We start from the raw sequence: 18,439 nt of genomic DNA, 5'->3' as shown, positions 1-18,439 counted from the left end.
TCGGACTTTCCGCTTCGACCCGTGCGGTCCCGCCCCGGACGCGGACCCCTTCCCTTACCGTCTGATGTGCCCTGCACCTTCATCAGTGAAACCGAGAGTGAAAGGTAGAGTCCGGCGGCGTGCACCTCAAGGCCCTGACCCTGCGCGGTTTCAAATCGTTCGCCTCCGCCACGACGCTGCGGTTCGAACCCGGTATCACGTGCGTCGTCGGTCCCAACGGGTCCGGCAAGTCCAATGTGGTGGACGCGCTCTCCTGGGTCATGGGGGAACAAGGGGCCAAATCACTGCGCGGCGGCAAGATGGAAGACGTGATCTTCGCCGGCACCACCGGGCGGCCGCCGCTCGGACGGGCGGAAGTTTCGCTGACGATCGACAATTCCGATGGCGCGCTGCCCATCGAGTACGCCGAAGTGACGATCACTCGGATCATGTTCCGCAACGGCGGCAGCGAATACCAGATCAATGGCGACACCTGCCGACTCCTGGACATCCAGGAACTGCTCTCGGATTCCGGTATCGGCCGGGAGATGCATGTCATCGTCGGGCAGGGGCAGCTGGACTCCGTACTCCACGCCGATCCGATGGGGCGGCGCGCATTCATCGAGGAAGCCGCGGGCGTGCTCAAGCACCGCAAGCGGAAGGAGAAGGCACTGCGGAAACTGGACGCGATGGGAGCCAATCTGGCCCGCGTCCAGGACCTGACCGACGAGCTGCGACGCCAGCTGAAACCGCTGGGCCGACAGGCGGCCGTGGCGCGCCGGGCCGCAGTCATCCAGGCCGATCTGCGCGATGCCAGGCTGCGACTGCTCGCCGACGACCTGGTGCGACTGCACACCGCGTTGCGCAGCGAGATCGCCGACGAAGCGGCGCTAAAGCAGCGCAGGGAGGCCGCGGAGACGGAGCTCAAGGCGGCCCTGACGCGCGAGGCGGAGCTGGAGGACGAGGTACGGCGGCTGGCGCCGCGGCTCCAGCGGGCCCAGCAGACCTGGTACGAGCTGTCGCAGCTGGCCGAGCGGGTGCGCGGCACGATCTCGCTGGCCGACGCCCGGGTCAAGAGCGCGGGAGCCGCGCCGGAGGAGGAACGGCGCGGCACGGGATTCAGGGACCCTGAAAGCATGGAGCGGGAGGCGGCCCGCATCCGCGAGCAGGAGGCGGAGCTGGCGGCCACGCTGGAAGCGGCGGAACACGCGCTGGAGGACACGGCCGCCCACCGTGCCGACCTGGAACGGGAGTTGGTGGCCGAGGAGCGCAGGCTCAAGGACGCTGCGCGGGCCATCGCAGACCGTCGTGAAGGACTCGCCCGGCTGAACGGGCAGGTCAACGCGGCCCGCAGTCGGGCCGGTTCGGCGCAGGCGGAGATCGATCGGCTGGCTGCTTCCCGTGACGAGGCGCAGGAGCGGGCGGTCGCCGCGCAGGAGGAATACGAACAGCTCAAGGCCGAGGTCGAGGGACTGGACGCGGACGACGCGGAGCTGGGCGAGCGGCACGAGGCCGCCAAGCGGGAACTCGCGGAGGCGGAGGCGGCGCTCTCCACGGCCCGGGAGTCCGCCACCGCCGCCGAACGGAAGCGGGCGGCGGTCGCGGCCCGCCACGACGCTCTGGCCCTCGGCCTGCGCCGCAAGGACGGCACGGGCGTGCTGCTCGGCGCGCAGGACCGCCTGGCGGGCCTGCTCGGCCCGGCCGCCGAACTCCTGACGGTGGCGCCGGGGCACGAGGTGGCGGTGGCGGCGGCCCTGGGCGCGGCGGCTGACGCGGTCGCGGTGACGGACCCGGCCACGGCGGCGGAGGCGATCCGGCTGCTGCGCAAACAGGACGCGGGCCGGGCGGCGATGCTGCTGGGCGTGGTGCGCGTCGGCGTCCCGGATCAGGGTGGGGTCTCTGATGCCGGTGTCAGTGATGGGGATTTTGAGGCTGGTGGTGCTGGCGGTCTCCGTGGCGCCTTTGGTGTTGGCGGTGCTGGTGGTGCCGGCGGTGCTGCTGAGGCTGGTGGTGCCGATGGTGGCTCTGACGCTGCTGCTGGCGGGGCTGGCGGGGCTGGCGGGGCTGGCGGGGCTGGCGATGCTAGTGATGCTGATGCGCCTGCTGTGCACCTGCCCGGCCAGACGCATGGCCGGGCGGACGGGCTCCACGTACCCGCGTACCCCTCGAACATCGCCGTGGCCGGAGCGATCGCCGGAGGTCCGCCCATCGTCGCCGACCTCGTCCGCGGGCCTGCCGAACTGGTGGACGCCGTACGGAGGCTGGTGCGGGACATGGTGGTCGTCGGCACCTTGGAGGATGCCGAGGACCTTGTCGCCGCGCACCCGGAACTGACGGCTGTGACCGCCGAGGGGGACATCCTCTCGGCGCACTTCGCCCACGGCGGTTCCGCCGGCGCGCCGAGCCTCCTCGAAGTGCAGGCCTCGGTCGACGAAGCAGCCCTCCAGCTGGAGGAACTGGCAGTGCGGTGTGCGGAGTTGACCGAGGACCAGCGCCTCGCCACGGAGCGGCGCAGGGCGAGTGCCGGACTGGTCGAGGAGCTGGGGGAGCGGCGCCGGGCCGCCGAGCGGGAGAAGTCCGGGGTGGCCCAGCAGCTCGGGCGGCTCGCCGGGCAGGCCCGAGGCGCCGCGGGCGAGGCCGAGCGGATGACCGCGTCCGCCGCCCGAGCCCAGGAGGCGCTGGAGCGGGCGACGGAGGAGGCCGAGGAACTGGCCGAACGGCTGCTCGTGGCCGAGGAGATGCCGGTCGAGGAGGAGCCGGACACCTCCGTGCGCGACCGGCTCGCCGCCGACGGTGCCAACGCCCGTCAGACCGAGATGGAGGCCCGCCTCCAGGTACGTACCCACGAGGAGCGGGTCAAGGGGCTCGCGGGTCGTGCGGACGCCCTCGACCGGGGCGCCCGAGCCGAACGAGAGGCCCGCGCCCGCGCCGAGCGGCGCCGCGTCCGGCTGCGGCACGAGGCGGCGGTGGCCGCGGCCGTCGCGTCCGCCGCCCGCCAGCTGCTCGCTCATGTCGAGGTGTCCGTCGTACGGGCCGAGCAGGAGCGGGGCGCGGCCGAGGCGGCGAAGGCGGAGCGGGAGCGGGAGCTCGCGGCCGAACGCAACCAAGGGCGCGAGCTCAAGAGCGAACTGGACAAGCTGACCGACTCCGTCCACCGCGGCGAGGTGCTCGGCGCCGAGAAGCGGCTGCGCATAGAGCAACTGGAGGCGAAGGCGCTGGAGGAGCTGGGCATCGAGCCGGCCGGGCTGGCCTCCGAGTACGGCCCCGACCAGCTCGTACCGCCGTCACCGGCGGCGGAGGGCGAGGAACTGCCGGAGGACCCGGAACATCCGCGCAACCAGCCGAAGCCCTTCGCCAGGTCCGAGCAGGAGAAGCGGCTGAAGGCGGCCGAACGGGCGTACCAGCAACTCGGAAAGGTGAATCCGCTCGCGCTCGAGGAGTTCTCGGCGCTGGAGGAGCGGCACAAGTTCCTCTCCGAGCAGCTCGAAGACCTGAAGAAGACCCGGGCCGATCTGATACAGGTCATCAAGGAGGTCGACGAGCGGGTCGAGCAGGTGTTCACCGAGGCGTACCGGGACACGGCCCGTGAGTTCGAGGGTGTCTTCTCGCGGCTCTTCCCGGGCGGCGAGGGGCGGCTCGTTCTGACCGACCCGGACAACATGCTCGCGACCGGAGTGGACGTCGAGGCCCGGCCGCCCGGCAAGAAGGTCAAGCGGCTCTCGCTGCTGTCCGGCGGGGAACGCTCGCTCACGGCGGTGGCGTTGCTGGTCTCGATCTTCAAGGCCCGCCCGAGTCCGTTCTACGTGATGGACGAGGTCGAGGCGGCGCTCGACGACACCAATCTGCAGCGGCTGATCAGGATCATGGAGGAGCTCCAGGAGAGCTCGCAGCTGATCGTGATCACGCACCAGAAGCGCACGATGGAGGTCGCCGACGCACTGTACGGCGTCTCGATGCAGGGCGACGGGGTCTCCAAGGTCATCAGCCAGCGGCTGCGCTGAGCCTCTGCCATCCTTCAAGGCTTCAACGTGCTTGTAGGCTGCTTCTCGGTCGATCACGCGACCGCCGAATATTGACTTCGGAACTTGAACGAATATTCTCTGCAGCGTCGTCTTTATCTTCAAGTGGTGGCAGGCGGAAAGTCATGCGCCACTTGGTAGAGCTCGCGCCCCACAAGAGCTCGTCCCCCCACACCTGACGACGCGGCCAGGCATCAGGAGTTCAAGTGACCAGCACCTCGCAGGGACCGGCGTCCGGAGCCCGAGCGGCCCACCCGGACCACCTCGGCCATGTAATCTTCATCACGGCGGCCGCGGCGATGGGCGGTTTCCTGTTCGGCTATGACAGCTCCGTCATCAACGGCGCCGTCGAGGCCATCCGCGGCCGGTACGAGATCGGTTCGGGAACGCTCGCCCAGGTCATCGCCATCGCCCTGATCGGCTGTGCGATCGGCGCGGCCACGGCGGGACGCATCGCCGACCGTATCGGCCGCATCCGTTGCATGCAGATCGCCTCCGTGCTCTTCGCTATCAGCGCCGTCGGCTCCGCGCTCCCGTTCGCGCTCTGGGACCTGGCGATGTGGCGCATCATCGGCGGCTTCGCCATCGGCATGGCCTCGGTGATCGGCCCGGCGTACATCGCCGAGGTCTCGCCGCCCGCCTATCGCGGCCGGCTCGGCTCCTTCCAGCAGGCCGCGATCGTCGTCGGCATCGCCATCTCCCAACTGGTCAACTTCGGCATCCTGCAGCTCGCCGACGGCGATCAGCGCGGCAGGATCGGCGGCATCGAGGCCTGGCAGTGGATGCTCGGCGTGATGGTCGTCCCCGCAGTCCTGTACGGGCTGCTGTCGCTGGCGATCCCCGAGTCGCCGCGGTTTCTGATCTCGGTCGGCAGGAAGGACCGCGCCCGGCAGATCCTGGCGGAGGTCGAGGGCACGTCCGTCGACCTCGACGCCCGGGTGGCCGAGATCGAGACCGCCATGCGGCGTGAGCACAAGTCCAAGTTCGCGGACCTGCTCGGCGGGCGCGTCGGCTTCCTGCCGATCGTCTGGGTCGGCATCGGCCTCTCGGTCTTCCAGCAACTCGTCGGCATCAACGTGGCGTTCTACTACTCGGCGACGCTCTGGCAGTCCGTCGGCATCGACCCGTCGGCCTCGTTCCTCTACTCGTTCACCACGTCGATCATCAACATCATCGGTACCGTCATCGCGATGGTGCTGGTGGACCGGGTGGGCCGTAAGCCGCTCGCGCTGGCCGGCTCCACCGGTATGGCCATCGCCCTCGCCTTCGAGGCATGGGCCTTCTCCGCCCCCCTGGTCGGCGGCAAACTCCCCCACACCCAGGGCATTGTGGCGCTCGTCGCCGCCCATGTGTTCGTGCTCTTCTTCGCCCTGTCGTGGGGCGTCATCGTCTGGGTCTTCCTCGGCGAGATGTTCCCGAACAGGATCCGCGCCGCGGCGCTCGGTGTCGCCGCGTCCGCGCAGTGGATCGCCAACTGGGCGATCACCGCGAGCTTCCCGAGCCTGGCCGACTGGAACCTGTCGGGCACGTACATCATCTACGCATGCTTCGCCACGCTCTCGATCCCCTTCGTGCTCAAGTTCGTGAAGGAGACCAAGGGCAAGGCGTTGGAGGAGATGGGCTGATCCCCGCTGTCCCTCTCCTCGTCCACGGAGCGCCCCGGCCCGCACCCGCGGAGCCGGGGCGGTTCCGGGTACGCCGCGGTCAACGCGCGACCGCGCCGCAGAACAGGCGCAGGCTGCGCCAGCCCTCCTCGACCGGCATCCCGCCGCACAGCGGATGCAGCACCAGGCTCTCCGCTTCCCCGGCCGCCGCGGCGCACTCGGCCGGTGTGACGACCCGGTAGACCCCTTCGTCCCGCAACTCCGTCACCGTCGTCGCCGCCGAGCGCACGGCCGAGCGGATGTCCTTGGACTGCCAGGAGGCGTATGTGCGCGCCTCGTGGAGGAAGTGCTCGCCGTACTCCGCCCAGGTCCGGTCCGGGTCCTCGGACACATGCAGCAGCGGTGTCCGGGCGGACGGCATCATGCAGAAGCCGTCCGTCCCGAACCGCGCACGCTGCTCGTGGTAGTACGCCTCCAACTCCGGCAGATGCGCGCTCGGGAAGAACGGCAGCCCGAACCGGGCCGCCCGCCGCGCCGCCGCCCGCGAACTGCCGCCCACCAGCAGCAGCGGATGCGGCCGGGTGTACGGGCGCGGAGTGATCCGGACCGTACGGCCCCGGTACGGGAACGGCTCCCCGGTCCACGCCTGCAGCAGGGTCTCCAGCAGCTCGTCCTGGAGCCTGCCGCGCCGGCCCCACTCGACGCCCGCCTGTTCGTACTCCTCCGGCCGGTAGCCGATCCCCGCCACGGTGACCAGCCGGCCCGCGCTCAGCAGGTCCAGGACCGCGATGTCCTCGGCCAGCCGCAGCGGGTCGTGCAGCGGGCCGATGATCGCCGAGACGGTGACCGCGATCCGGCGGGCGGCGCCGAAGACCGAGCCGGCGAAGACGAAGGGGGAGGGCAGCCAGGAGTTGGCGACGCCGTGGTGCTCCTCGGTCTGTACCGTGTCGACGCCGTGCTCGTCGGCGTACGCGGCCATCTCCAGCGCGGCGCGGTAGCGGGCCGAGAGCGACTCGTGGGTGGCGTCGGGATCGACGAGATTGAACCGGACCACTGTGAAGGCCATGACGCTTGTCCCCTTCGTCGGGCGCACTCGGCGAGCCGGGAGACTAGCTGACGGGGTGTCAGAAGTGTAGAGGCGCGTCGCCACCGGGCTCGCCCCCGCCCTTCCGCGCCGCGGGGCGTGGCAGGACCGCGTACAGCTCGGCGGAGACGGTGATCGTGGCCGCCCAGCCCAGTCCGTGGCGCCCGATCCAGGTGTCGGTGAACGGGCCGGAGAACCACTGCACGCCGGTGAAGAGCAGTCCCACCATGAGGCCCGCGGTCCGCGCGGTCACGGCCGCCGCGGCGAAGCCTCCCGTGTACCGGTAGGCGCCGGACGGCGTGGTGTCCAGGAGCGCCGCCGGATCGTATCTGCGCCCCGCGGTTGATCCACGGCGAAGGCCCCGATCCACGCCGAGAACGTCACCGCGAGCAGCGTCAGAAAGGAGACGAAGGAATTCGTGAAGCCCGCCGCCGTCATCATCGGCAGTGCGCCCAGGAACAGACTGATGCCTGCGTTCAGCGTCTGCGCGGTAAAACCGCCCGAATACAGCGACATCGCATTGATCAGCACCATGCCGATGACGGCCATCAGCAGATACGGCACCGCGAGCCTGCCCGGCAGTTGGGCCCCGATGAACGACACCGGGTCCCGGGTGACGGCCGGCCCCGGCGTGGCGACCGCCATCACGGCGCCCATCAGTGCCAGCGGCAGGCACACGATCCCGGCGCCGCTCACGGTCGCCCCGACCATGGCGGGGCCGGACGCGGTACGCGGCAGACAGCGGGCGAAGTCGGGACCCGCCGGAACCCGGCTGATCCCGCCGCCCACCAGGGTGCCGACCCCGGTGATCACCCTCGCCGTCGGCCCGGCGGGCTTGTCCAGGACGTCGTGCCAGTCGGTCCTGCTGATCAGGTGGATCAGTACGAGGACGCTGAAGCAGGCGAAGAGGTGCATCGACCCGGTGCAGCAGGCCCGCACCGCCCGCATCCCCAGCCCCGACACCAGGAAGCTGCTCCCAGCAGCACGGTCGGATTCGCACCGGCCCAGGTGGGGAAGAGGGTCCGGACCCGGCCGGTGCGCTCGCTGTCGGGGACGGGCTCCGGGCCCCGGGTCTCCACGGACAGGATCGTACCTTTACCGCCAAAAGGTGCATAACGGTTGGAGTGGATGCGGGAGTGGTCCTTCGGGGCGTTCCGTGCGGGCGGTGACTGACGACGTCGGATATTGAGACGTCGCGAGTTCGGGTCTGAGTAGTTGCGGTACAGGAAGTAGCGCTGAGATTGATCATGGCCTTGGGCTCGGGGTTCTCGGTATGCGTCTGTCCTCAGCGCGGGGCCAAGCGGGGCGCTAGATCCCCGTCGTCCGCATGTAGGCGGGAGCGAAAAGGGCCGCCGGTTCTGGCCCCGCTGCTTGATCTGGTGAGCCAGCCTCGCGACTGCCTTGACAACCGGCCTACGACGAGATCCGCCGCGACTCCGCCCTAACGCTCCGGGCGGATCGTGTATCGATCAGGTGTCGGGCAGCGCTCGAACGGTCATCCATCGGCTCGCAGGGTAGCGGAGCAGGTCGCTCGGAGAGGGCGTGTGCTGCGCTGACCTGCGCGTTTCGTGACGGAAGAGCTCGCTGCGTGTCTGACGCCGCAGCGTCGTACTGCCCGGTCCCTCCCTTATCGTTCCTTTCAGGACCGCCCGGCCCGCGTCCTTCGCTGCTTCCCGAGCAACCGAGGTCGGGTCGGCCGTCCGTGATCCGCACAGGAAACAGGAGTGATTCCGTGTCTTCGCCCGCTCCGGCCCCTGGGCCGCCCGTCCGTGTGCTGCTGGTCGAGGACGACGACCTGATGCGTCGGTCCTTTACCGTCGCCCTGGAGCGCTACGGGTACGAGGTGCGGGCCGCGGCCGACGGCCTGGCGGGCCTGGAGGCGTTCCGCGCGGACCGCTTCGATCTGCTGATCCTGGACGTCATGCTGCCCGGCCTGGACGGTATTGGCCTGTGTCGCCGGGTCCGCGAAACCAGCCTGGTGCCGGTTCTGATGATGTCTGCCCGCGGCGACGGCGTCGACATCGTGGGCGGCCTGGAGGCCGGGGCCGACGACTACGTGGTCAAGCCGGTCGACACCGGCGTCCTGGTCGCGCGGATCCGCTCCCTGCTGCGCCGGGCCACGTACGCGCCCACCCCCGCACCGGGGCCGGGGGCCGAGGACGGGCTGGCGACGGCGACGCCGGAGCCCGGCAGGGACGTCCTCGTCTTCGGGGACCTGACCGTCGACACCGGCGGCCTGGAGGTCACCCTCGCCGGGCGGCCGGTGGCGCTGACGCCCACCGAGCTGAAACTGCTCCTGGAGTTCGCCGCCCACCCGGGCATCGTGCTGGAGCGCCACACCCTGCTGCGCAACGTCTGGGACTACGGCTGGGACGGCGACAGCCGGGTCGTGGACCTGTGCGTGCAGCGGCTGCGCGGCAAGCTGGGCCGGGACAGGATCGAGACGGTCCGCGGCTTTGGCTACAAGTTGAAGCGGTGATGAGGGGCCCGTTGCGCCGGCTGTGGCCGGGCCGCGCCTCGCTGCGCTGGAAGATCGCCGCGCTGGCGTCGGCGACGGCCTGTCTGGTGGCGGTGGCCGTGGGCGTGCTGGTGCACGTGTGGACCGCCGACGGAGTCCAGTCCCAGGCCGGGGCCGACGCCTGGAACCGCCTCATCTCGGCCATGGACGTCTACCATCGCACCGGCGCCCTGCCGGACGGCGCCGAACTCGACCCGCCGGACCTGCCCGCCGCCCTCCGGCACTTCGACGACGGCACACCCCACACGGCCTACGACCCGCGGATCGACGGGAATCTGGGGCCGAGCATGTGGGCCGCCCAGCGGGTCGGCGGCCCGGACAGCCGCATCATGGCCGTCCGGGCCAACATGAGCCCGCGCCTGCACGACGTCCGCAGCCTCGACGCGTCCATGGCCGTCGCCTCGCTGGTCGCGCTGGCGGTCGCCCTGCCGCTGGCGGTCTACGGCGCCGGCTTCCTCGGCCGGCGGCTCCAGCGGGTCTCCGAGACCGCGGGCCGGATCTCCGCCGGCGACCTCGACACCCGGACCGGGCCGGTCAAGGGGGACGACGAGGTCGCGGAGATCGCCGCCACCGTCGACCGTATGGCCGACACCCTCGGCCGTCAGTTGCGCAGCGAACGCCGCTTCACCGCCGACGTCGCCCATGAGCTGCGCACCCCCGTCGGCGGGCTCTTGGCCGCCGCCGACCTGTTGCCGTCCGGCGAGACCGAGGACCAGGTCCGGGCCCGCGTCCGCGACCTGCGCAGCCTGGTCGAGGACCTGCTGGAGATCTCCCGGCTCGACGCCGGCGCCGAGGAACCGGTTCATGCCCGCGTCCCGCTCGACGCGGTGGTGCGCGACGCGGTGACGCGGACCGGTGTCGACGCCGAGGTCGACGTGGTCGGCGGGCCGGGAACCCACACCGTGGAGACCGACCCGCGTCGCCTGGAACGCATCGTGGGCAACCTCGTCGTCAACGCCCACCGCCACGGCGCCGCCCCGGTCCGGGTCACCGTCGAGGGCCGGACCGTCGTCGTCCGCGACCACGGATCCGGCTTCCCCCTGGAACTGCTCCTCGACGGCCCGCGCCGCTTCCACACCGGCGCCAAGGAGCGCGGCACCGGCCACGGCCTGGGTCTGACCATCGTCCAGGGCCAGGCACGGCTCCTGGGCGCCGAGCTGAAACTGGACAACGCCCCGGACGGCGGGGCGGTGGCGACCCTGTTGCTGCCGGGCTGAGCGCGCCGACGCGAGACTCTCCGTACCGGTAGGGCGCCGTCCGTTCCGGCACGATGCCGTCCGTACCGGTACGACGACCGGCGCCTGCGGTCGCGCGGAACCGCTACCAACCCGAGCAGCAACCGATACACGCCGCCCCCGGCCCCGATACGTTCCCCCGGCACTCTTCGAGACGCACCTTCCGGCAGCCGAAGAGGAGTCCCCCATGACCGCCGTGCGCCACGGCCACGACACATCCGCACCGTCCCGGGCGAACGGTGTCGCCGCCGCCGTCACCGACCTGACGAAGGTGTACGGCGACGGGGACACCCGAGTCCTCGCCCTGGACCGTGTGACCATGGCCTTCCGGGAGGGCGAGTTCACCGCCATCATGGGCCCGTCGGGCTGCGGCAAGTCCACGCTGATGCACTGCGCCGCCGGTCTCGACACCTTCGACTCCGGCTCGGTGCGAATCGGCACCACCGAGCTGGGCAAGCTCACCGACCGCCAGCTCACCCAACTCCGCCGCGACCGCATCGGGTTCATCTTCCAGGCGTTCAACCTGCTGCCGACACTGACCGCGCTGGAGAACATCACCCTCCCCATGGACATCGCGGGCCGCAAGCCCGACCGCCGCTGGCTGGAGAGGGTCGTCGCCATGGTCGGCCTCGCCGACCGCCTGAACCACCGTCCCGCCCAGCTCTCCGGCGGCCAGCAGCAGCGCGTCGCCGTCGCCCGCGCCCTGGCCTCCCGCCCCGCGATCGTCTTCGGCGACGAGCCCACCGGCAACCTCGACTCCCGGGCCGGCGCCGAGGTCCTGGGCTTCCTGCGCGACTCGGTGCGCGAGCTGGGGCAGACCGTCGTCATGGTCACCCACGACCCGGTCGCCGCCGGCTACGCGGACCGCGTGGTCTTCCTCGCCGACGGCCGCCAGGTCGACGAGATGACCGGGCCCACCCCACAGCGGGTCATGGACCGCATGAAGGCGCTCGACACGCAGGCGACCGGCGTCCACGCCCGGACCCGCTGAGCCGCGCTCACCCCGCCCCGGTCCGCCCGCCCCCGCTCACCTCAGGGTCTCTCCCCATGCTCCGTACCGCCCTGCGCAACGCCCTCGCGCACAAGGCCCGGCTGGCCATGACCGTCCTCGCGGTCTGCCTGGGCGTCGCCTTCGTCAGCGGCACCCTGGTCTTCGCCGACTCCTCCGCCGCCGCCTTCCGCGCCGCCGCCTCGCACAACTTCTCCGACATCGTGCTCACCGTGAAGCCCAAGGACCCCCCTCCGGGGACCGCCGTCACCGCGCACGACGGCGTACTGGACGACACGCTGGTCGCGAAGCTGGCGGCGCTCCCCGGCGTCGCCGACGCACGCCCCACCGCCGACGGCTCGGCCGTCATGAACGGCTCGGACGGCACCCCGCTGCGGGCCGGCTCGGCCTGGGCCCACCCGGCCGACGCCTACGTCCCCGGCAAGGACGGCAAGGACCGCCGCTACCCCGTGGTCGAGGGCCGCGGCCCGCGCACCGCTGACGAGGTCGCCGTCGACACCGGCACCGCGGCCGCGGGCCACTTCACGGTCGGTGACCGCATCACCCTGGCCACCGACGGGCCGGTCATGGTCAAGAAACTCGTCGGCCTGGTCTCCACCACAGACCCCCGGGTCTTGGCCGGCGGCACCCTCGCCGTCTTCGACAAGGCCACCGCCTTCCGCCTGTTCGCCACCCCGGGCCACTACAGCGCCATCGACCTGTACGCCGAACCCGGCACCGACCAGGCCGCCCTGGACCAGCGCGTCACCGCCCTGCTCCCGGCCGACCGCGCCGAGACCTCCTCCGGCGCCGCCCAGGCCGCCCAGCAGGCCATGAGCATCGACATGATGACCCGCGGCCACCAGAAGATGCCGAAGATCTTCGCCGTCGTCGCCCTGTTCATCGGCTCCTTCCTCGTCGTCAACACCTTCACCATGCTGGTGTCGCGGCGCACCCGGGAGATCGCGCTGCTCCGCGCGATCGGCGCCTCCCGCCGCCAGGTCGCCCGCTCCGTCCTTCTCGAAGCCGTCCTGACCGGCCTGGTCGCCTCCGCCGCCGGGTTCGTCCTCGGCCTCGGCGTGGCCGCCGCCCTGCCCGGCATCCTGGCCGCCACCGGAGACCCGCTGCCCTCCGGGCCGCTCGTCGTCGGCCCGCTGCCGGTCCTGGCCGCGCTCGCCGTCGGCGTCGGCGTCACCGTCCTCGCCGCCTGGCTGCCCGCCCGCAGGGCCGCCAAGGTCGCCCCCGTCGAAGCCATGCGCGCCGTCGACCAGAAGCCCTCCGCGACCCGGTCCCGGCTGCGCGGCCTGGCGGGGCTCGCCCTCGTCGTCGCCGGGGGCGCGGTGATGCTGTCCCTGCGCGGTGCGAAGGACGCCTCCGACGCCAACTTGAACACCGCCCTGCTCGGCGGCGCGGTCTTCGTCGTCGGCCTCCTCCTGGCCGCACCGGTCCTGGCCGGCCCCGTCATCCGTCTGCTCGGCCGTCCTCTCGGGCGCTTCGGCCTCGCCGGCCGCCTCGCCCGGGAGAACGCGCTGCGCGACCCCCGCCGCACCGCCGCCACCGCCGCCACACTCATGCTCAGCACCGCCATGGTCGCCGGCCTCGCCGTCCTCGGGAACTCCAGCGCCCAGGCCATCGATGCCCGGACCGCCGCCGGCCTCGGCGCCAACTACGTCATCAGCACCCCCAGCGTCATGCAGGGCATCGACCAGGCCGCCGCCCGCCGCGTGGACGACACCCCCGGGGTACGCACCACCACGGCCGTGTCGGACGCCACCATCATCCTCGGCGGCGCCACGGCCAAGGGCATCGCCGGCGTCGACCCCGCCACCGTCGGCGACACCATGAAGCTCGACTTCACCAGCGGCTCCCTCGCCGGCATCGGCCCCGGCCGCATCGCCCTCTCCGCCACCCTCGCCCGCGAACAGCACCTAACCACCGGGGACACGATCGAGGCCACCATCGGCCGCGTCCAAGAACCCCGTACCTTCACCGTCGCCGGCGTCTACCAGGACAACCCCACCACCGGAGACCTCCTCGGCGCCCGCAGCGAGGTGCAGCAGGACAGTTGGAACCCCGGCTCCGTCCAGCGCCTCCTCGTCCGCACCGACGACGGCGCCACCTCGCCCGCCCTGGAACGCCGACTGCGCAGCGCGGTGGGCGACAACCCGCTCCTCAAGGTCCGGGACCGCGCGGCCCTCGTCCGCGAAGGCGCCGGCACCATGAGCAGCCTGCTCACCCTGATGTACGGGGTCCTCGCCCTCGGCGTCGTCATCACCGCGCTCGGCATCGTCAACACCCTGGCCATGTCGGTCGCCGAACGCACCCGCGAGATCGGTGTCCTGCGCGCCATCGGCGCCGACCGCGCCACCGTCCGCACCACGATCCGCCTGGAGTCCCTGACCGTCGCCGCCTTCGGCACCCTCCTCGGCCTGGCCGGCGGCGTCTTCGGCGCCTGGGCGGTCGGCCCCCTCGCCGGCGGCGCCATGTCCGGCTACACCACCTCCCTGCCCTGGGGCACCCTGCTCCTGGTGGTCGCCGTCTCCCTCACGATCGGCGTCTTCGCCGCCGCCCTCCCGGCCCGCCGGGCCGCCTCCCTGAGCCCGCTGGAGGCGGTCGCCCAGGGGTGACGTGCGGCCGCCGGACGTGCGCCGCCGGACGGTGAGGTGCCGCCGTCCCGCAGGAGGATCGTCCTTGCGGGGCGGCGGCGCTGTCGCGGCCGCCACACCTCGAAGTGGAAGCAGCCGTACTCGACCGCCCGCACGTGCACAAGCGCCACCCGGGAATAACGGAAAGCCTCATCGAGAGTGGCGTCGAAGGCGGACGCCGGGGCCTTCGGCATCGGCAGGGTGACGAATAGCGCAGCGCACCCCGGCGTCAAGGTCACGCGGCGTGCGAGGGAAAGAGGCCGGTGGCACTCGGCGGCGATGGGCGTAGACCGGAGGTATGGCTGGCACGCAGCGGGGGTGAGCGCGGCCAGGACCTGCCGCCATAGCGTCGTCACCGTCCCCTGCCGTCCGTGGGCGCGGGCACCGTGGCGGCCGGCTCCAGTTCCTCGGTGACCGTGTCGGTGTCGTCGGGCGCCTTTCGCACGGTGGGCTGCGTAGGGGTGTGACCGAGATACGCGTTAAAGGGGCAACGGGATGATCTTGAAGCCTTGACGGGTCTTCTACGGTGCCGAGACCACGGCAGCCTGTTCGTCGTACTCGCGCAGCATCCGCATCACGGTTGCCGGTGACGGATGCTGGCCCTTCTTCTTGCCGATGGTGATGACGAGCCGCTTGGCCATGTCGCGCAGGCTCATCTCCTGTTCCCGCAGGTGGAGAGCCATGGACAGCATGGATTCGTCTGCGACGCTGGCGCCGCCGATGGTCTTGCCGCGCTTGCGGGCGGACTCATGGCCTTCGAGGGTGCGGTCGCGGATGTACTCGCGTTCCATCCCGGACATGGCCGCGAGGACGGTGAACACGATGCCGGACGGGTCGTGCGAGCCCTTCAGCTCTCCGGTGAGGAACTCCAGGCCGACGTCGCTCGCCTTCAGCTCCTCGGCGAGCATGGCGAGTTCGATGCCACGGCCGAGCCGCTTGTGCTCGTGGACGACGAGCGTGACGGCTACGCCGGAGGAGCGGATCTCCCCGGCGAGTTTCACGGCGGCCTCCAGCTCGGGGCGCCGGGTGGCGCGGGTGGAGATCTTCTCCGAGAAGACCCGGGTGACCCCGGCCTCGGCGAGGGAGTCGAGCTGTGCGTCGAGGGACTGCCGGGCGGTCGAGGCGCGGGCGTAGCCGAGGCGGACGTGCCCGACGGGTTCGGTGCCGGCGCTCACCGGCCGCGGCAGCTCGGTCCACATCGACCCCGGCTTGCGTACGGCCGGGGTCGGCACGCTGAGCGCCTTGGCGATTTGGGGCACGAGGCGGAAGCGGGCGGTGTGGTACTGGATGGCCACCTTGCCCTTGCCGGTCCGGCACGGGGAGCCCGCGGGGGCGGCGCAGGCGGACATCGGGCAGGCGTGCGATTCAACACGTTTGAAGTCGTCGCTCACGCCCCGGAGCGTTTCATGAGGGTGTTTCAGGAGTCCAGTCGTTTGCAACAACTCATGAAACATGATTGCCGCAGGTGGACCGCCGAACGATCAAGTGTTTCACGAGCGACCACCTATGAAGCGCGCTTGTTCGCTCCGGGGCAGGAGCCAGGAGTGACGCCGATGCCGCTGGCCGACTCCTGCCACGCCTCCGTGCAGTGCCATGAGGGGCGATGCGGTGTCATGGCCGTCCGACTCCCGGCGGCCGTGACACGACTGCGTCGGCGTGATGGGCGCACGCCCCGAAGGTATTCGTCAGGCGCCGCTCCAGACCGGGGCATCCGTTCCCCATAGACCCGGCGGGCGTGCCCAGTTCACCGGGCTCCCGTCGTACGACACCGGCGGCAGCGCGTGCCGCAGCCGGCCCATGGGGCTATCGGTCTCGGTCAGCCAGTGTTCGGCGTCGAAGCCCTCTTCCTCGCCCGGAGCGGGTGCCAGGTCGTGGACCAGCCAGTGCGCGGTCTGCGTCAGCGCCAGGCGGACCAGCCGTGTGCCGCCCGTGCGGTGCTGCTCGGTGAGCGCGCGCAGGACACCGGCCGCGAGCAGATAGCCGGTGCCGTGGTCGAGTGCCTGAGCGGGCAGAGTACCGGGCGAGTCCGGCGAGCCCTCCAGCTCGGCGATGCCGGTGGCCACCTGGACCAGGCTGTCAAAGCCGCGCCGCTCGCGCCACGGTCCGTAACGGCCCCACGCGGAGAGCTGGGCGATGACGAGACCCGGTCGGCGCTCGGCGAGCGCCTCGGGCGTCAGTCCGAACCGTTCCAGTGCGCCCGGCCGGTAACCGGTGACCACCACGTCTGCCGCATCGAGCAGTTCCTCGAAGATCCTACGGTCGGTGGCCTCTCCCAGGTCCAGGGTGGTTGAGCGTTTCCCCATCCCTGTGTCGTTGTGGGCCTCCTGACTTTCTGGCAGCTGTGGGGCGTCGATCCGCAGCACGTCAGCGCCGAGCAACGCAAGCGTTCGGGTGGCGACCGGTCCGGCCAGTACTCGGGTCAGATCCAGGACGCGCAGCCCCGCGCACGGTAGTGCGGCATCACCGAGCATCCGATCCGGGGCCTCATCGATGCGCGCCGTCGTCAGCAGCGGCTGCCCCGCAACCATGACCCCCTGCTCGCTCTTGGCCCAGTCCTCGGGGCCGCGTGCCGCGATGGCCAAACCGCCCGCCGCGTACACGGTCTCCTCCACTTCTAGCGCAGTAAGCCCCGCGATCGCCTGGGCCACCGCGTCCACCGCCTGCTCGTCGGCGTTCCCCGGCACCCCGAGAGCGGCGAGCAATCGGGCCCGGTGGTGCGGGTAGTTGGCGTGCGTACGAACCCATCCGTCGGTCGCCCGCCAGAACCGTGACAGCGGCGAGAAGGTCGACCACGCTCGCCCGTCGGCCCGCACCAACCGGTCACTGAGGAACGCCGTCGCGACTGCCTCGTCATCGACCCGCACACGGGGCACGGGGCGCCCCGTGTGTACGGAAGTGAGCTCGGCGGCCGCGAGCGAGCACACCGCGACGGTGGCCCGCGCCAGCTCCATGACGGGCAGCCGCGCCGGCAGCCCTCCGGACGGACCGCCGTAGGACACCCGGTCGAGCAGCGAGGAATCGGCACCCAGTGCCGCCCAAGCCTGCGAGGTCCCCGAGATAATTGGAGAATTCATGCCCACACTGTGACACTGAGTGCCACTTATGGGAAGGGTTGCGTTATGGACCCAGGCACTTGCCGACGTACTACTGAGATTCGGCCAGAGACGCCGCCCGCGCCCGCGGCGCCCGACTCGGCCGCTCGTCGGCGATGACGTAGGAGCAGGTACGTCACGCCCGCCCGGGCTGAACGAAGGTCACCGGCCGGGCCTGTGTCAGGCGGCCTGGCCGAGGCCGGCGGCGGTCAGGTCCTGCTCGCGCAGCGGGGTGAAGTCGACGTCGAGTTTCGGGTCGTACGCGTCGGGCTGGATGCCGAGCTCGTGCGTGGAGTACTCGCCGAACCGGTTGATGTGCTCGGTCAGGTACGGCGAGATGTGGGCCAGGTCCTCCGGGTCGATCTCCCACCCTTCGTCCAACAGCTGCCGCACGATCTCCGCGATGTCCAGGGCGTTGTGGAAGATCACCGCGTTCGTGAGCAAGGCGTTGAACTTCATCGCCTTCTCCTGCTCGACCGGGTCGTTGTCGGCGATGACGCCGCGGTTGCCGAACCCGATCCACTGGGAGAACCGGTTGAACGACTCCACCTTGTTCGTCGCCGCCGTCACCCGCCGGCGCAGCGGCGCATCCGACAGATACCGAAGGAGCTGGACGGTGCGGATCACGCGGCCGACCTCACGGAAGGCGGCGTACGTGGCGTTCTTCCGCGACCCGGAGCGCAGGCGCTTGAGGAGCGTGGAGGAGGAGATGGTGCCCTCGCGTACGGAGACGGCCACGCGCATCAGGTGGCGGAACTGGGACTCGATCAGGTCGAAGTCGATTGTGTTCTTGCCCGGCTCGCCGAACAGGGCGTCGATGTGCACGTACTCCGTCTGCTTGGAGGGCCGGTAGAAGGTCAGTTCCTTCCAGTTCCTGATCCTGGGCATCAGGTCGAAGCCCAGGAGGTGGGCGAGCGCAAAGACAGGGAAGCTCTGGCCCTGGGTATCGGCGTGCACCGTGGTCGGCTGCACCTCGGACGTGTTCTTCAGCAGGCCCTCGATGATGTAGACGGCCTCCCACACGGTATCCGGGGCGAACGGGTGACTGAGTGCTGTTTGTGCAGGTAGAACAATTGCGGTCGCGTCCGTAAGAGCCTTGGTGAGCGCCTGCTCAGGGGCATTGCGGCTCTGGGTATCGAGAGTTAGCGTCAGTCTGCCGTCATGGCGGGGCAGCGAACGGGCTCTCGCTCCGTGGTGCATGCTGAGGGCGGTCAGCCATCGACGGCGAGGTCGTGGCCGCATGATGAGGCCGGACTGTGGCCGCAGGAGGGCGAG

At 71.1% G+C, this 18,439-nt stretch carries 10 protein-coding genes and 2 pseudogenes; 6 read left to right on the top strand and 6 right to left on the bottom strand.

Translation table 11 applies throughout. The annotated features are described in order from the left end of the window. The first annotated feature begins 119 nt into the window (after window positions 1–119). A complete protein-coding gene (locus tag ABZ826_RS14550) occupies window positions 120–3,980 on the top strand; it encodes an AAA family ATPase (protein WP_361447014.1) in 3,861 nt (1,286 codons plus the stop codon). A 224-nt stretch (window positions 3,981–4,204) separates the two neighbouring features. Then, window positions 4,205–5,623: a sugar porter family MFS transporter gene (locus ABZ826_RS14545; protein WP_361447012.1), complete on the top strand. Its 1,419-nt coding sequence runs from the start codon at window positions 4,205–4,207 to the stop codon at window positions 5,621–5,623. 79 nt (window positions 5,624–5,702) lie between these two features. On the opposite strand, the gene ABZ826_RS14540 is transcribed toward ABZ826_RS14545, so the two are convergent. After that, entirely contained in the window at window positions 5,703–6,668 is a 966-nt protein-coding gene (locus tag ABZ826_RS14540; RefSeq protein ID WP_361447010.1) for an LLM class flavin-dependent oxidoreductase, read from the bottom strand. Window positions 6,669–6,726: 58 nt separating this feature from the next. Next, a pseudogene (locus tag ABZ826_RS14535) lies at window positions 6,727–7,765 on the bottom strand (cytosine permease). A gap of 653 nt (window positions 7,766–8,418) precedes the next feature. Here ABZ826_RS14535 and cseB point away from each other — a divergent pair. The 4 genes from cseB to ABZ826_RS14515 all read left to right on the top strand — a co-directional run bounded on the left by cseB (window position 8,419) and on the right by ABZ826_RS14515 (window position 14,054). Next, window positions 8,419–9,165: a two-component system response regulator CseB gene (gene cseB / locus ABZ826_RS14530; protein WP_361447008.1), complete on the top strand. Its 747-nt coding sequence runs from the start codon at window positions 8,419–8,421 to the stop codon at window positions 9,163–9,165. Then, window positions 9,165–10,421 carry a HAMP domain-containing sensor histidine kinase gene (locus tag ABZ826_RS14525; protein WP_361447006.1) on the top strand — a complete coding sequence of 419 codons (1,257 nt, stop codon included), beginning with the start codon at window positions 9,165–9,167 and terminating at the stop codon, window positions 10,419–10,421. The genes cseB and ABZ826_RS14525 overlap by 1 nt, the downstream gene beginning before the upstream one ends. Window positions 10,422–10,626: 205 nt before the next feature. Next, window positions 10,627–11,430, top strand: coding sequence for an ABC transporter ATP-binding protein (locus tag ABZ826_RS14520; RefSeq protein ID WP_361447004.1), 804 nt, complete (start codon window positions 10,627–10,629; stop codon window positions 11,428–11,430). A 56-nt stretch (window positions 11,431–11,486) separates the two neighbouring features. Continuing rightward, window positions 11,487–14,054, top strand: coding sequence for an FtsX-like permease family protein (locus ABZ826_RS14515; protein WP_361447002.1), 2,568 nt, complete (start codon window positions 11,487–11,489; stop codon window positions 14,052–14,054). An 86-nt stretch (window positions 14,055–14,140) separates the two neighbouring features. Here ABZ826_RS14515 and ABZ826_RS14510 read toward each other — a convergent pair. The 4 genes and pseudogenes from ABZ826_RS14510 to ABZ826_RS14495 form a co-directional block, all read right to left on the bottom strand. Further along, window positions 14,141–14,242, bottom strand: a pseudogene (locus ABZ826_RS14510) (DUF1203 domain-containing protein); the annotation flags it as partial. Between the two features lie 351 nt (window positions 14,243–14,593). Then, window positions 14,594–15,463 (bottom strand): recombinase family protein, encoded by an 870-nt coding sequence (locus tag ABZ826_RS14505; protein ID WP_361447000.1) that lies wholly within the window; start codon window positions 15,461–15,463, stop codon window positions 14,594–14,596. Window positions 15,464–15,757: 294 nt separating this feature from the next. Further along, window positions 15,758–17,146: a CoA transferase gene (locus tag ABZ826_RS14500; RefSeq protein ID WP_361446998.1), complete on the bottom strand. Its 1,389-nt coding sequence runs from the start codon at window positions 17,144–17,146 to the stop codon at window positions 15,758–15,760. 198 nt (window positions 17,147–17,344) lie between these two features. Next, the gene (locus ABZ826_RS14495) at window positions 17,345–18,364 is read right to left on the bottom strand and encodes a Tn3 family transposase (RefSeq protein ID WP_361446996.1); all 1,020 of its coding nucleotides are present in this window, start codon (window positions 18,362–18,364) and stop codon (window positions 17,345–17,347) included. Window positions 18,365–18,439 lie beyond the last annotated feature (75 nt).

This window comes from Streptomyces sp. NPDC047515 (assembly GCF_040643055.1).
In the GTDB taxonomy this organism is placed as follows: domain Bacteria; phylum Actinomycetota; class Actinomycetes; order Streptomycetales; family Streptomycetaceae; genus Streptomyces.
Note: the sequence above shows the minus strand (reverse complement) of the source record. Positions and strands in the feature narration are given on the sequence as shown.